Raw genomic sequence first — 15,596 nt, forward strand, 5'->3', positions numbered from 1 at the left:
ATGCAAAGATAAGCATAATTTTTGAGAAAAACAAATATATTCCCCGTCGGTTAGTTAATTCTTGTTTAGCATGACTTGTAGGGGCGTCTGCTGTTGTTGTTCATATAAAAAGAGGTGTTTTGTGGCCAGCCAATCTGTTGTTTGCATTCTCTGTCCCGCCGTTTTGCGCTTCTGTTCCGCCGCTTTCTGCTTCCGTTTCGCCTCGTATGCCGCCATCAGCCTTTCGTATTCCATTTTCTTTCCCTCATATTCCCGTCGCATCTCGTCTTTCAGCGGTTTGGCGAGCTGTCGGCAGAAGTTCAGGTCGCCCTTTGACGAACCTGCATTGGCAAAGAGAATGTTGTATAACGGAGCATACACTTTCCTGCCGTCGTATAGTCCGTAAACTCCCGAGGGCATGTCCGGCGTTCCGCTTGCCGCTCCGATGATCCCCGAAACGATGTTCAGCGTTCCGATTATCATCTTGTCGCGGCTCACCACGTCGTCGTGTAGCTGCATGATTCTCTTGAGTATGGGAGGGAGGTCTTCCGTATCCAACTTGTCGGAGAATGTATAGCCGTTGGAAAAGTTTTTACAAGAAAGTCCCAAAAGTCCCAAAGTACCAAAGTTCCAATGGAGTATGGTACTTTTGTCTAAGTCGTTATATATCAATATATTATCTTTTTTATTACATTTTATATTGTTCTTATGGTACTTTGGTACTTTGGTACTTTTGGTACTTTCTTCCTCTCTTTTCCCTCTTTCCCTTGCCATCTCCTTGAGGTCAACATTTGCCAGATCTCTTGCCATCTGGAAGAAAGTGGCGATAGTGATTCCTCCCTTGTTTCCTTTCATGCAGTTGTCGTAGCTCTGTGTTCCGGATATTCTTCCGGATTGAAAATTTTACCACTAAATAGGAACCGCCGTATGCGGAACCGCATGTGCGGTGGTGTGAAAGGCCGGTAAACACGAGAGTAGGAGATAAACACCTATGATAAGTGTTTACCTCCTACTCGATTGGGTCTTCTCTTTCTGTGCCGTTGTATCCGGAACTTGTCAGATGGGTGTAACCTCTTCTCTCACAAGCCCGTTTTGTCAGAACGAATACGTGAATCCTATTGATGCATATTCTTTCAGCTGCCAGTATCCGTGGTCTTTGTCGCGCTTGGCGCCGTCGTCAAAACGGGGATAGACGAAGACGTTTGAGGATATGTATTTGTTGAACTGGAACATCAGCGTGTTTTCCCATTCCAGTTCGGCTCGCTTGTAGGTGGTGTAGCCGTAGAGGCGGGTCTTCCACTTGACGTTCGGCGCGAAAGCCCATGTGAGGTCTATCGTGCATTCCGAACCGAAGTCGTTGAGCGTGTGGTCTCCCTCTTTCAGTCCGTAGCGTGTGGCGAGCGCCTTGCGTCCCACGTAGCGGAAGTTGTATGCCAGCGGAGCCATCTGTATGGTTCCGGTGAGGCGTTTGTTGAGCCACACCACGTTGTAGTCCATACCGACAGACACGTTGACGTTGAGAGGCGAGAGGATGTCGGAATATACCGTGGCGTCGTTGCTCTTGAATCCGCGTGCGAACTGTGTGTAGGCGATGAGCTGCAGTGAGTAATACCATTTCTTGGATGCCTGCAATCCGAGTCGTCCGGTGTAGCGTATGAGGTCTTCCGAGGTCTTGAAGCTGTGGAGAGTGTCGCCGCGCGATGTCTGGAAGCCCAGTTTCATCTCCAGCTTGTTGTCAAACTTCACTTTCTGCTTGTTGTTGTAGTTGGCCTGCATTATTGCGCTTGCCACCATGGAGTAGTTGCTCTCGCCGCCCTTATACCAGTTTGACGACACGTAGTTCTGGAGCATCTGCAGGTAGTATTCGCCCTGATACTTCCAGAAGTTCGGTTTCTTCACGATTATCTCCAGCGGAAGGTCTAAGCCGGCGTTGTCTATCACGTCGTCGTCGGCTCTGCTCACGAGCATCTCCTTTTTTCTTATTGGAGTCTTCATCTCCTCGTGTATCTCGCCCATGCGCCTGAGCGAGCGTTCACTCTTTGTGACCAACCGGGGCTTGTTAAGGTAGACGTTCATCAGCGCCATGTCGATAGCCATGTCGCGGTCGTCAACGGGGGTGCTGCCGAGATAGTCGCCCGCCACGGAATGATAGAATGTTGTGGGGGAGAAGAGGCGGAAGAGACGTCCGTCGGCTTCTGTGCAGCTGTCGGGGGCGGCATATATCCTCTCCCTGGCCGAGAGCAGCGAGTCGGCGTAGCTTTTCACTATAAGGGTGTCTTTCGCCTTGCTCTTTCTCGTCTTGAAGGGGTGTTGGGCAGAAGCTCCCACACAGGTGGCGAGGAAGAGAAGGAGAATGATGTGTCTGATATTCATAAAAAAGTAATCGTATGCTTGCGTTTGCTCTTTCGGAGGGGGTTATTTCGCTCCGTCGGTGGTCATGTTGCCCTCGATGTAGAGGCGCACCAGCTCCGGAGTGCCGTTTGTCCTCACGGTGATGCTCTTCTTGAAGTGGCCCTCAAACTTGCCCTTGCCGTTGTAGGTCACCTTCACCTCGCCTTTCTCGCCCGGAGCTACGGGCTTCTTGGTGTATGTGGCGACGGTGCATCCGCAGCTTGCCACGGCCTGGTTCACGATGAGTGGAGCCGTGCCCGTGTTCTTGAACGTGAACACGTGGGTCTGCAGCTTTGACTCGGGAAACGTGCCGAAGTTGAAGGTGGTGGCATCAAAACTTATTCTGGCGTCGCTCTGGGCAAAGGCGGTGGCGACAAGCGCAAACAACATTATCGTTGTGAACAATAGCTTTTTCATCTCTTTAAATGTTTTTATTGTTAAATGAATTATTGTTTTGTAATGCAAAGGTATCTTTTCTTTTCGAGAGAACAAAGTTTATACATTATTTTTACTATTATTAACGGCTCGCGGGGCGGAGTTGGAAAATAAAGCACTATCTTTGCAATGCATAATCAGCCATGTCAGGCATGGTTTACACAAACGCTATTTGACCAATATTAAAATAGCTATTCAGCAAATTTAAAACATAATCAAAAAATGGAAAGAACTTGGAGATGGTTCGGCAAGAACGACAAGATAACACTCGACATGCTCAGGCAGATAGGAGTGGAAGGAATCGTCACCGCGCTTCATGACGTGCCAAACGGAGAGGTGTGGACAAGAGAGAAAATCAGAGACCTCAGAGAATATATCGAAAGCTACGGCATGAGGTGGTCGGTGGTGGAAAGCCTGCCTGTGTCGGAAAGCATAAAGTATGCGGGAGATGACCGCGACCGGCTGATAGAAAACTACAAGGAGAGCCTGAAGAACCTCTCGCTCGAGGGCATACATACTATCTGCTACAACTTCATGCCCGTGCTCGACTGGGCGAGGACCGACCTCAGCCACCCCAACCCTAACGGCACCACGAACCTCTTCTTCTCAAGGGCGGAATTTGCTTACTTCGACATCTGCATACTGAAACGCCAGGGGGCAGAGAAGGACTGGCAGGACGTGGCGGCAGAGGTGGAGAAGATGAAGCAGACCATGACCGCTGAAGACAACCACAAGCTCGTGGAGAACATCATAGTGAAGACACAGGGCTTCGTGAGCGGAAACATAAAGGAGGACGACGAACATCCCGTGGAGCTCTTCCGCCAGCTGCTCGACCTGTATAAGGGAATCACCAAAGAGCAGCTCAGAGAGAACATGAAATACTTCCTCAATGCCATAATGCCAACATGCGAGGAGTATGACATGTATATGTGTGTGCATCCCGACGACCCTCCATTCCCGATACTCGGACTGCCAAGAATCGTGACCTCTGACGAGGACATCAGGTGGTTTCTCGAGGCGGTGGACAATCCTCACAACGGGCTCACCTTCTGTGCAGGGTCGCTCTCGGCAGGACAACACAACGACGTGGTGGAACTGGCAAGGAAATACTGTTCACGCACGTGGTTCGTACATCTGCGCTCATGCCACGTGTTCGACAACGGCGACTTTACCGAAGCCTCGCATCTGGGAGGCCGCGCAGACCTGATAGAACTGGCGCGCATCTTCGAGAAAGAGGAGACAAGACGCTCCGGCAACCCGAACATCGGGAAGCTGCCGATGAGAGTGGACCACGGAATGACGATGCTCGGTGACGAAAACCGGGGCTACAACGCCGGATACAGCTTCCTGGGACGGATGTTCGCCATGGGACAGGTGCAGGGAATCATAGCAACCGTTGACAGAGAGCTCGGGAAGGAATACCGACAGCCGGGATTGTGGTAAACCGCAGCAGCGGAAACTAAGACATTTCTTATCATTATATCAAATCAAGCTCCAGACCGGCCGTAATGGCGCCTGGAGCATAAAATACGACAAAGGCATGAACAAACTATTTGACATCAAAGACTATGTGGTGGTCATAACAGGAGGCACGGGAGTGCTCGGACGCACCATAGCAAAATATCTCGCCAAAGAAGGCGCGAAAGTGATAATCCTCGGCAGAAAGGAAAATGTGGGAGCCGAAATCGTTGCCGACATTACGGCAGAGGGAGGACATTGTGAATTCATGAAGACCGACGTGATGTGTCAGCAGACCGTGAAGCAGAACTGCAAGGACATCCTCGAAAAATACGGAAGGATCGACACGCTGCTCAATGCCGCAGGAGGAAACATGGCAGGAGCCGTGATAGCGCCAGAAGGAAACTTCTTCGACCTCGAGGTGGAAGACTTCCAGAAAGTGCTGGAACTGAACCTCACGGGAACCGTCATACCTACACAGGTGTTCCTCGAGCCGATGGTGAAGCAGGGAAAGGGCTCCATCATCAACTTCTCGTCGATGGCAGCCTTCAGACCAATCACACGCGTCTGCGGATATGCAGCTGCAAAGGCGGGTATCAGCAACTTCACCGAATTCATGGCAACTGAATGCGCAAAGAAATTCGGAGAGGGAATACGAGTGAACGCCATAGCCCCGGGATTCTTCATCACGGAGCAGAACCGCAACCTGCTCACCAATCCCGACGGAACATACACGCAGCGAGGCAGAGACGTGATACATCAGACTCCATTCGGAAGAATGGGCGACCCCGAGGAGCTCTGCGGCACGATACACTATCTGATGAGCGATGCGGCGAAGTTCGTCACGGGCACGGTAGCCGTGGTAGACGGAGGCTTCAACGTGTTTGCCATGTAACGACAAGGCCGACCGGCATGGATTGCGCAAACCTTTTCGTATTTTTTTCGACGAAAAGATTGCAAATCCATGTCGGCTCAATTATAAAAACATTAAATTTGCAAAGGATTTCAAAGAAGAATAGCTGAAACCGGCAATTAATCTGAAACTAATAATCAATTAACTAAATACAAATCATGAAGAAATTGCAAGCTTTAAACAAAAGGACTGCACCAAAAAGTGTAATGCCAGAGAAAATCATCCAGTTCGGCGAAGGAAACTTCCTCCGTGCGTTTGTTGATTGGATCGTATGGAAGATGAACCAGAAGACAGACTTCAACGGCTCTGTAGTAGTGGTTCAGCCATTGGCAGGCGGCATGGTGGACTGGCTCAACGGTCAGGACTGCCTCTATCACGTGAACCTTCAGGGAAAGGAAAACGGACAGCCGGTAAACACACTCGAGCGCATCGACGTGATCAGTCGCGCCCTCAACCCATACTCACAGAACCAGGCTTTCATGGCTCTCGCTGAGCAGCCGGAGATGAGATTCATCATCTCGAACACCACAGAGGCAGGTATAGCCTTCGACGACAGCTGCAAATTCACCGACGCTCCTGCATCTTCATATCCAGGCAAGCTCGTGCAGCTGCTCTTCCACAGATATAAGTTCTTCGACGGAGACCCATCAAAGGGAATGATTCTCATGCCTTGCGAGCTCATCTTCCTCAACGGACACCATCTCAAGGAATGCATCTACCAGTATATCGAACTCTGGAAAGAGGACATGGGTGCAGACTACGAGGGATTCAAAGCTTGGTTTACCGACCATTGCTTCGTATGCGCAACACTCGTAGACCGTATCGTGCCTGGTTTCCCACGCGATACCATCAACGAAATCCAGCAGAAGGTTTGCTACAAGGACAACCTCGTGGTGAAGGCTGAGAGCTTCCACCTCTGGGTAATCGAGAAGGCAGAGAACATGACCGTGGAGCAGATGAAGGAAGAATTCCCGGCAGACAAGGCTGGACTCCACGTGCTCATCACAGACAACGAGAAACCATACCACGAGCGCAAGGTGACATTGCTCAACGGCCCTCACACCGTGTTGAGCCCTGTAACTTATCTGAGCGGAGTGAATATCGTGCGCGACGCTTGCGAGCATCCTGTGCTCGGCAAGTATATACACAAAGTGCAGTTTGAAGAACTCATGCAGACTCTAAACCTGCCTATGGACGAGCTGCAGCAGTTCGCATCTGACGTGCTGGAGCGCTTTGAGAATCCATTCGTTGACCACCAGGTGACAAGCATCATGCTTAACTCATTCCCTAAGTATGAGACACGCGACCTGCCAGGAGTGAAGGTTTACCTCGAACGAAAGGGAGAACTCCCACAGGGACTCGTGTTCGGTCTGGCTGCCATCATCACATATTATAAAGGTGGAGTGCGCGAAGACGGAGCAGAAATCAAGCCAAACGATGACGCTAAGATAATCGAGAAGCTGCAGGAGCTCTGGGCTACTGGTGACACACAGAAGGTGGCTGAAGGCGTGCTCGCATTCGACTACATCTGGCATGAGGACCTGAACAAGACAGTTCCAGGACTTGCAGAGCTCGTGAAGAAAGACCTCGACCTCATCCAGGAGAAGGGTATGCTCGAGGCTGTGAAGACTATTCTGTAAGAATGATAAAGGATTCTGACAGACGTGCCATGCAGGCGCAAGCGACAGTGGGGTCTGTCATGGAAAATTGATATTTGCTATAAGGACGAAGGGCGTTTATTTTGCCCCTCGTCCTTTTTTCGTAAATACCCCTTTGGCTGGTCCTCTCCCCCAGCTTGTTTATTTCTTCTGTCAGTTGTCTGCTGGTCCCTGCTCTACGGTGGTCTCTTGGCTACTTCTATCCATTGCCCTCTGGTTATTCTCTCTCTGGCGTTTTTCATGTCTTGATTCCCGCCAGTTTGTTTACCCCGTCTGTTTGTATGTCAAATCAGTTTATTCTGTTTCTCTTAGCGTCGGTTAGTTGAAAAATGGCACGTTGTCAAGGCACTTTGTAAATTAATTTATCAAATCAGTCAAATATACTTACGCTTTCATGTTGATTGCCATGAAATACTTGAAGAATGTTTGGTGTTTTGGGTATTTAGTGTATCTTTGCACTATAAAAAACATGACTACATATATATAAGTGAGATTTTTTTCAGTAACCAAGCATATAACAAGCGTCCTGAGTTCGACAGGCCCAATATCATCGAACGGCTGGTTTTCCTGAAGGTGGCAAAGGCGATGACGGAACAGGGAATCGTATGACGACGCCCCAAGGACAAGCGTTGGGCTGCCTTAACGAAACTAACCTTTATATACTATGATGCATCCCGGGTGTTTCGCAGAAATGCGGGGCGCCCTTTCTTTTTGCATTTTTTTTTAATATTGCATGCATAATTGTTTTTCTACTTGGATAAAATGCACTATCTTTGCAATGGGCATGTTTACCGCCACTCTTCGGAGACGGCAACTTTCAGACAGTCTAAAAACAATAATCTAAAACAAAATAGCAATTATGGAAAATAGCAAAGAACTCATCGCATTGTGTGAAGAGAGAGCCAAGCAGTGGCTTTCTCCGGCTTTCGACGAAGAAACACGCACAGAAGTCAAGGCTATGCTCGACGCTGAAGACAAATCGGCGCTGATTGACGCTTTCTATCAGAACCTGGAATTCGGTACAGGCGGGCTGAGAGGCATCATGGGAGCCGGAACAAACCGCATGAACAAGTATATTGTAGGAATGGCGACACAGGGATTCGCAAACTATATCCTGAAAGCATTCCCCGGCGAAGAGGGACTGAGCGTGGTGGTAGGCCACGACTGCAGAAACAATTCCAGACTCTTTGCCGAGACCGTGGCGGCAATATTCTCAGCCAACGGTATAAAGGTTTACCTCTTCGAAAGCCTGCGCCCGACACCGGAAATATCTTTCGCCATAAGAAAGCTCGGAGCTAAGGCAGGAGTGAATGTGACAGCATCCCACAACCCTAAAGAGTACAACGGATACAAGGCTTACTGGAGCGACGGAGCACAGGTGCTCTCGCCACACGACACAGGAATCATCGAAGAGGTGAACAAAGTGAAGATGGAAGACGTGAAGGCAGAAGCCAACAAAGATCTCATCAAGATAATCGGCGGAGAAATGGACTATGACTACATGCAGGCTGTTCACACGGCAATGATTGACCAGGACGTCATCAACCGACAGAAAGACCTCAATATCGTATACTCGCCAATGCACGGAACGGGTAGGGTGATTGTGCCTCTCTGCCTGCGCTCATGGGGATTCCAGAATATCAACGTCGTGCCGGAGCAGATGGTGGTAGACGGAAACTTCCCCACTGTAGTGTCGCCAAACCCGGAGAATTCCGAGGCCATGACTCTAGGAATGAAACTCGGAACAAAGCTCAATGCCGACCTCGTGGTGGCCACCGACCCTGATGCCGACCGCCTCGCTATAGTATGCCGCGACGACAAGGGAGAGTGGGTGATCATCAACGGAAACCAGACTTGCATGATGTTCTGCTACTACATCATAGAAAACAAGAAGAAACTGGGCAAGCTGAAGCCTACAGACTATCTCGTGAAGACTATTGTGACGACAGAAGTCATCGCCGAGATAGCAAAGAAGAACAATGTGGAACTCAGAGACTGCTACACCGGATTCAAGTGGATTGCACGCGAAATAGCCATCTCTGAGGGCAAGCAAGACTATATCGGAGGAGGAGAGGAAAGCTTCGGATTCCTGCCTTACGACAAGGTGAGAGACAAGGACGCTCCTGCTTCAATATGCCTCATCTGTGAAATCGCAGCATGGGCAAAAGACCAGGGCAAGACGCTCTACGACCTGCTCATGCAGATATATCTCGAATACGGATTCTCAAAGGAATTCACAGTCAATGTGGTTCGCCCGGGAAAGAGCGGAGCCGATGAAATCAAGCAGATGATGGAGAACTTCCGCAACAATCCTCCTAAAGAGCTCGGAGGTAGCAAGGTGGTGCTCTGGAAAGACTACAAGACACTGGAGGCAAAGAAGGCAGACGGAACCGTGGAGAAACTCGATATGCCGACCACAAGCAACGTGCTCCAGTGGTTCTGCGACGACAAGACAAAGGTCAGCGTCCGTCCTTCCGGCACAGAGCCTAAAATCAAATTCTATCTTGAAGTTAAAGACACGATGAAGTGTGCTGGATGCTACCAGCGCTGCAGCAAGGCTGCCGACGAAAAGATAGAGGCAATCAAGAAATCTCTCGGACTGGATTGACAGAACAATACTTGCAGGCGAAATCCTGCAGACAATTGTGAAATATAATGGTTTAAGCCAATATGCGGTTATGCTTGATGCTCGGCCACATATTGGCTTTTGCTTGATTTCATCGGGTATTCTGACAACAGCAACCTCTGGCAGCCTGCCGATGGAAACGCATTTTTTTCGATTCGCTTTTCGACCGTGTCGTTCTTTTTCACGTCATGAAAGTTTGTATTGTTCCCGATTATTAGTAAATTTGCATCTGGATGCTCGCCATGTCGATTGTGGCAGGCTTTGATTTGATAAACTCTTGATATTAGCTATGGAAGCTTCATATGTAGATTTGACCATCCGTCTTTCGCTCGCCCTTGTGCTGGGAGGAGCGATAGGCATAGAGCGGGAGTATAGAGCCAAGGAGGCAGGATTCCGCACCCATTTCCTCGTGGCGTTGGGTAGTGCGCTGTTTTGCGTGGTGTCGCAGTTCGGTTTCGGCTTCGACCTGAAGGATTCATCACGTGTGGCGGCGCAGGTCGTGTCGGGCATCGGATTCCTTGGAGCAGGAACAATCATCTTTCAGAAAAACGTGGTGCGCGGACTCACAACGGCAGCCGGCTTGTGGGTGACGGCGGCCATAGGACTGGCTTGTGGTACGGGAATGTATCTGGCCGCCACCATTGCCACGGTAATGGTGTTGTTCGGTCTCGAAGTGATAAATGCCCTGATTCCGCAACTCGGCTCTACGGTGGTTGATCTGTCCTTTTCCGCACCTTCGATAGAAAGCATCCGACAGCTTATAGCAAAAATGCGGCACGACGGCATGGACGTGAGGTCGTATGAGATAAAGGAGCGGCGTACATCACAGGGAGAATTCCTAGAGGCAAACCTTCACCTTAAAGTAAAGCGTGGGTCGAACGACAAACTACGCGTCATAGATTATATGGACCAGTTTACCGACGTTACGATATCCGCGGTAGAGGTGTAATTCTCCTTGCCTGTGATGCACAGGCTTGAAAGAGTAAGTTGGAGCGCTGCAATCTACTGATATTGACATATACTTTGTCCATTATATTTTGATGACACTATTCCGGTCAGATGGTTATAATCGCTTGATAACTTGAATAGTTATGGATTAGCAGCGTTTAAACGTAAAAAAAACTTAATTTAATAACTGTGAAGTAGGAAAACTTTGCTAAATCGGAAAAAGTTTGTAATTTTGCACCCTGTTTGGAATAAGTATCAAAAGGAAACAACAAAAAACGTAGATAGAAATGTCTAAAATTTGTCAAATCACGGGAAAGAAAGCCCAGATGGGTAATAACGTATCCCACTCAAAGCATCGCACAAAGCGCAGCTTTGACGTAAATCTGTTTAATAAGAAATTCTATTATGTAGAAGAGCAGTGCTGGATTAGTCTGAAGATTAGTGCTGCAGGTCTTCGTCTGATTAACAAGGCTGGTCTCGATGCAGCTCTCAAGATGGCTGTATCTAAGGGCTATTGTGATTGGAAAGATATAAAAGTTATAGGAGAATAATACAATGGCAAAGAAGGCTAAAGGCAACCGCGTTCAGGTAATCCTTGAATGCACTGAGATGAAAGAGAGCGGAATGCCGGGAACAAGTCGTTACGTAACGACCAAGAACCGCAAGAACACTCCTGAGAGAATGGAGCTGAAGAAATACAATCCTATTCTCAAGAGAATGACTCTCCACAAAGAAATTAAATAATCTAATAAAATACATTAGAAAATGGCAAAGAAAGCAGTCGCCACCCTTCGTGATGGTTCAAACGATGGTCGCGCATATACAAAGGTTATAAAGATGGTAAAGAGCCCCAAGACAGGTGCCTATTGTTTCGATGAGCGTATGGTTCCCAATGAGGCTGTGAAAGATTTCTTCAAATAAATCTATCTCTTAAATGATATTAAGGGCTGCAATTACAGGTTGCAGCCCTTTTTTCGTTAGCTTGTTGGTTTTTTATTTGTGGAAATGAGCTTTTTTGCGTAATTTTGTAGCATAATATAAAATATCATTATGGGATTTTTCGGACTATTCACAAAGAAAAATAAAGAGACCCTTGACAAAGGACTCGAAAAAACAAAACAGAGCGTGTTCTCAAAACTCGCTCATGTGGTGGCAGGCAAATCTAAGGTTGATGACGAAGTGCTTGACGACCTGGAGGAAGTGTTGATAACTTCCGACGTGGGGGTAGACACTACCATCAAAATAATAAACAGTATAGAGGAGCGTGTGGCAAGAGACAAGTATGTCTCCACCTCTGAGCTGAACGGTATTCTGAGAGATGAAATATCAAAGCTCCTCGATGACAGCAATGATGTGACGGACTGGAACCTGCCGGAGGGTCGCAAACCATACGTCGTGCTCGTTGTCGGAGTGAATGGAGTGGGGAAGACCACGACAATCGGAAAACTCGCAAAACAGTTCAAAAACGCAGGAAAGAAAGTCTATCTCGGAGCGGCCGACACGTTCAGGGCTGCTGCCGTAGAGCAGTTGTGCATCTGGGGAGAGAGAGTCGGAGTGCCTGTAGTAAAACAACAGATGGGTGCAGACCCTGCAAGCGTAGCTTACGACACGTTAAGCTCTGCTATGGCTAATGATGCTGACGTGGTGCTTATTGACACGGCAGGAAGGCTACACAACAAGGTGGGACTAATGAACGAGCTGAAGAAAATAAAGGATGTGCTGAAGAAACTCATACCGACCGCACCGGACGAGGTGATGCTCGTGCTCGACGGCTCTACAGGACAGAACGCCTTTGAGCAGGCAAAACAGTTTGCTGCCGTTACTCAGATTACGAGCCTGGCCATAACGAAACTCGATGGTACTGCAAAGGGCGGCGTAGTGATAGGAATATCAGACCAGCTCAAAGTGCCAGTGAAATACATAGGACTCGGAGAGGGTGTTGACGACCTTCAGATTTTTGACAAGAAACAATTCGTAGACTCATTATTCGATACAGACAAGTGATACGCAATCAGATAGATTTCATAACCATGGGGTGCTCCAAAAATCTTGTTGATACGGAGTCCCTGATGCGACGGTTCAAGAGAATCGGTTACACATGTACCCATGACTGCGACCATCCTGAGGGAGAGATTGCTATAATAAATACATGCGGATTTATAGGCGACGCAAAAGAGGAGAGCATAGAGATGATTCTCCGATTCGCTCAAGCTAAGGATGAAGGCTTGCTTGATAAATTGTTTGTAATGGGTTGCTTGTCACAGCGTTACAGAGAAGAATTGTCTGCGGAAATTCCACAGGTGGACAAGTTTTATGGCAAATTCGACTTCAAGGATCTGATTGATGATTTGGGAGCCGCAAAGGGATTTGTCTGCGAGAAAGCAACCGTATCGTCATGTGCGGACGGATCATTTAAACAAAAGACCACACCAGCTCATTATTCATACATAAAAATCAGTGAGGGATGTGACCGTCATTGTGCGTATTGTGCCATACCTATCATCACAGGAAAGCACAAGAGCCGCCCAATGGAAGATATAATTGCAGAGATGGAGACTCTCGTCAAGGAGGGTGTGAAAGAGTTCCAGATTATCGCTCAGGAACTTACGTATTATGGAGTGGACCTCTATGGCAGGCAAAGCATCGCTGAACTAGTGGAGAGAATGGCAAATGTTGAGGGAGTGGAATGGATACGATTGCATTATGCCTATCCTAACAACTTCCCGTTTGAATTGTTGGATGTAATTAGAAGCCACGATAATGTCTGCAATTACCTCGACATCGCTTTGCAGCACGTCTCTGACCATATGCTGACTGCGATGCGGCGCAACACGTCAAGCCAGGAAACATACAAACTGATTGAGAAACTCAGAGAGGCTGTTCCAGGGATTTGCATCCGTACTACGTTGATGGTGGGATTCCCAGGCGAGACCGATGAGGATTTTGACGAGCTGGTGAAGTTCGTGAAATGGGCAAGATTCGAACGAATGGGAGCCTTTGCATATTCTGAGGAAGAAGGTACATATAGTGCAGAGCATTATAAAGATGACGTTCCATACGACGTGAAACAATGCCGTCTTGACAGACTTATGCGTGTGCAGGAGCGTATAAGTGCTGAGCTCGAAGCTGAGAAAATCGGAAAAGAACTGAAAGTTATTGTAGACCGCAGGGAAGGTGATTATTACATTGCGCGCAGCGAATACTCCTCACCAGAGGTTGACCCGGAGGTTCTTATCGAGGCCCATGACGGGATGGAATTGGAAATCGGAGGATTCTATATTGTCGAAATCACCGGTTCTGAAGAGTTTGATGTATATGCCACCGTATTGGGAAGGGCATAAATGTGTATAAGGAGAAACTATATGAACAACAAAAGTTTCATTTCTGAAGTGGCTAATCGTACGGGCATGGATTCTGAGGATGCTCAGATGTTTGCATACACGCTCGTAGATGTAATGAACGAGTGTTTTCAAAAAGGTGACGTTGTATCATTCAGCAACTTCGGTTCTTTTGAAGTCAAGAAACGTATGGAGCGTATAATGGTCTCGCCGAACACAAAGAAGAGAATGCTCGTCCCACCGAAATTGGTACTTTCCTTCAAGCCCTCGTCCACTATAAAAGAAAAAATAAAAAATGGAGGACTTCAATAAATGGGCAAGATATTGATGAAAGACATAGCCAGTCAGCTCGCGAAAAAGAAGAACATACGAATTTCAGAAGCAGAGAACTATCTTGATGCCTTCTTTGCCGTAATCCATGATGGCCTAAAGGCTGACAAACTTGTGAAGATAAAGGGATTTGGCACTTTCAAGCTTATAGAAGTCAGAGACCGCGAGAGCGTTGACGTGAATACTGGCGAGAGGGTGCTGATCGATGGTCATACGAAAATTACTTTCACACCCGAGAATTCGCTGAAGGAAATGGTGAACAAGCCATTTTCACAGTTCGAAACCGTTGAGCTGAACGATGGAGTTGAGTTTGGAAGTATGCCAAACGAAAACGTAGAAGCAGAAAACGGGAATATAGGTAATAAGGATAGTGAATCTGAGAATAATTCAACAGTCGATAACACTTCGGTTAGTGGAGAAAACTCCAGATTATCAGTTGATTATGGGAATGATGGCCATTGCGGGTCTGAATTAGACATTGCGAAAGAAGTTGGGGCGGATGACGGGATCGTTGAAGCCGAATCTGAAGCTGCTACTGAAGAAGAAGTAATATTGAATAATTCAACCGACACTCTTGACTCTCATAATTCACAATCAGGCAACACAGACGCTCTGGTGCATGCTGATAATGAAGCAGAATCTCGCATTTCCTTCAAGACTGAAGATGAACTATCGTTGGTTTCTGGAGAAACTCCAGATTCAGAATCAGAAACGGAAAAGGATCCAAGTGATAATCAGCCATCACCGTCAGCCCTGCAGGCTGGTGATAGCGCGAATGTTGTCAACGAGACATTTCCTGACTCCGACAATAATGCCCTGGACAACAAGGAAAAGTCACAAGATCCATTCGTGGTTAGCGATGAAACAGAGAGGCGAAATGCACAAGGACAATCTCAAATGGCTTATGTTGCTTCAGGAATTCCTGAAGGTGACACAAGAAAGGCGCATAAGAAAGCAGGAAATGTGAAACTTGTTCTTTTGTCGTTGCTTGCGTTGGCAAGCATTGCATCGGCTTTTGTTGCGGGTTTGTATCTTGGAGGCAAAAACGAAAGAAGTGTTCCTGCCAGTAAAGTTGTGGTTGTCAAAAAGGCTTATCCATCAAAGAAAAGCGGTTATCATAAGGCTGCAGTATCAAAGGCTGCCGACACCATAGCCGCAAAGGTGAATATTGCAGGGGAAGACAATGTTGAGAAAGGGGGGAAGGCTGAAATAAAAGATGTACAAGATCATATTTCAGAAACTGAGAATTCTGAAATCCAAAGTGCAAAAAGAATGGTCAAGACAGGGGCATATGTGATAGAAGGTACCGACAGAACTGTGAAAGTGAAGGATGGTCAAACGATGAAGGTGCTCGCACGCCGTTATCTTGGAGAGGGAATGGAATGTTACCTTCAGGTGCATAACGGCAAATCTGAGGTTAAAGTTGGGGAAACTATAAATATTCCTAAACTTAAACTCAAGAAGAAAGCTGCGAATAACAAAGTTTCTTAAAATTAAGCGCCTGTCAACTCATTTTAATA

At 47.6% G+C, this 15,596-nt stretch carries 15 protein-coding genes; 12 read left to right on the forward strand and 3 right to left on the reverse strand.

What is annotated here, in order from left to right; all coding sequences use genetic code 11:
• Positions 1 to 54 precede the first annotated feature (54 nt).
• From ST42_RS03840 to ST42_RS03850, 3 genes are all read right to left on the reverse strand, one after another.
• On the reverse strand, positions 55 to 834 hold the full coding sequence (locus ST42_RS03840; protein WP_044072392.1) for a DUF3987 domain-containing protein: 780 nt from the start codon (positions 832 to 834) through the stop codon (positions 55 to 57).
• A 240-nt stretch (positions 835 to 1,074) separates the two neighbouring features.
• Complete coding sequence (locus ST42_RS03845; protein ID WP_044072394.1) at positions 1,075 to 2,352, reverse strand: DUF3078 domain-containing protein; 1,278 nt, start codon at positions 2,350 to 2,352, stop codon at positions 1,075 to 1,077.
• A gap of 42 nt (positions 2,353 to 2,394) precedes the next feature.
• Positions 2,395 to 2,787 (reverse strand): DUF1573 domain-containing protein, encoded by a 393-nt coding sequence (locus ST42_RS03850; RefSeq protein ID WP_022316493.1) that lies wholly within the window; start codon positions 2,785 to 2,787, stop codon positions 2,395 to 2,397.
• 240 nt (positions 2,788 to 3,027) lie between these two features.
• Between ST42_RS03850 and uxuA the strand changes: the two genes are divergently transcribed.
• From uxuA to ST42_RS03905, 12 genes are all read left to right on the forward strand, one after another.
• Positions 3,028 to 4,248: a mannonate dehydratase gene (uxuA, locus tag ST42_RS03855; RefSeq protein ID WP_022316492.1), complete on the forward strand. Its 1,221-nt coding sequence runs from the start codon at positions 3,028 to 3,030 to the stop codon at positions 4,246 to 4,248.
• A gap of 97 nt (positions 4,249 to 4,345) precedes the next feature.
• A complete protein-coding gene (locus ST42_RS03860; RefSeq protein ID WP_022316491.1) occupies positions 4,346 to 5,158 on the forward strand; it encodes an SDR family oxidoreductase in 813 nt (270 codons plus the stop codon).
• A 176-nt stretch (positions 5,159 to 5,334) separates the two neighbouring features.
• Entirely contained in the window at positions 5,335 to 6,816 is a 1,482-nt protein-coding gene (locus ST42_RS03865; protein WP_022316490.1) for a tagaturonate reductase, read from the forward strand.
• Between the two features lie 877 nt (positions 6,817 to 7,693).
• The gene (locus tag ST42_RS03870; protein WP_042519658.1) at positions 7,694 to 9,442 is read left to right on the forward strand and encodes a phospho-sugar mutase; all 1,749 of its coding nucleotides are present in this window, start codon (positions 7,694 to 7,696) and stop codon (positions 9,440 to 9,442) included.
• A 307-nt stretch (positions 9,443 to 9,749) separates the two neighbouring features.
• Positions 9,750 to 10,409 (forward strand): MgtC/SapB family protein, encoded by a 660-nt coding sequence (locus tag ST42_RS03875; protein WP_022316487.1) that lies wholly within the window; start codon positions 9,750 to 9,752, stop codon positions 10,407 to 10,409.
• Positions 10,410 to 10,695: 286 nt separating this feature from the next.
• The gene (gene rpmB, locus ST42_RS03880; protein WP_022316486.1) at positions 10,696 to 10,959 is read left to right on the forward strand and encodes a 50S ribosomal protein L28; all 264 of its coding nucleotides are present in this window, start codon (positions 10,696 to 10,698) and stop codon (positions 10,957 to 10,959) included.
• A 4-nt stretch (positions 10,960 to 10,963) separates the two neighbouring features.
• The gene (rpmG, locus tag ST42_RS03885) at positions 10,964 to 11,152 is read left to right on the forward strand and encodes a 50S ribosomal protein L33 (RefSeq protein ID WP_022316485.1); all 189 of its coding nucleotides are present in this window, start codon (positions 10,964 to 10,966) and stop codon (positions 11,150 to 11,152) included.
• A gap of 21 nt (positions 11,153 to 11,173) precedes the next feature.
• Positions 11,174 to 11,329: a DUF4295 domain-containing protein gene (locus ST42_RS13425; RefSeq protein ID WP_022316484.1), complete on the forward strand. Its 156-nt coding sequence runs from the start codon at positions 11,174 to 11,176 to the stop codon at positions 11,327 to 11,329.
• Positions 11,330 to 11,458: 129 nt separating this feature from the next.
• Complete coding sequence (gene ftsY / locus ST42_RS03890) at positions 11,459 to 12,412, forward strand: signal recognition particle-docking protein FtsY (protein WP_022316483.1); 954 nt, start codon at positions 11,459 to 11,461, stop codon at positions 12,410 to 12,412.
• Complete coding sequence (gene rimO, locus ST42_RS03895; protein WP_044072396.1) at positions 12,409 to 13,749, forward strand: 30S ribosomal protein S12 methylthiotransferase RimO; 1,341 nt, start codon at positions 12,409 to 12,411, stop codon at positions 13,747 to 13,749. The genes ftsY and rimO overlap by 4 nt, the downstream gene beginning before the upstream one ends.
• A 21-nt stretch (positions 13,750 to 13,770) precedes the next feature.
• Complete coding sequence (locus ST42_RS03900) at positions 13,771 to 14,058, forward strand: HU family DNA-binding protein (RefSeq protein WP_044064836.1); 288 nt, start codon at positions 13,771 to 13,773, stop codon at positions 14,056 to 14,058.
• Positions 14,059 to 15,567 carry an HU family DNA-binding protein gene (locus ST42_RS03905; RefSeq protein ID WP_044064833.1) on the forward strand — a complete coding sequence of 503 codons (1,509 nt, stop codon included), beginning with the start codon at positions 14,059 to 14,061 and terminating at the stop codon, positions 15,565 to 15,567.
• The last annotated feature ends 29 nt before the right edge of the window (positions 15,568 to 15,596 follow it).

Origin of the sequence: Prevotella pectinovora (assembly GCF_000834015.1) — a bacterium.
GTDB lineage: Bacteria > Bacteroidota > Bacteroidia > Bacteroidales > Bacteroidaceae > Prevotella > Prevotella pectinovora.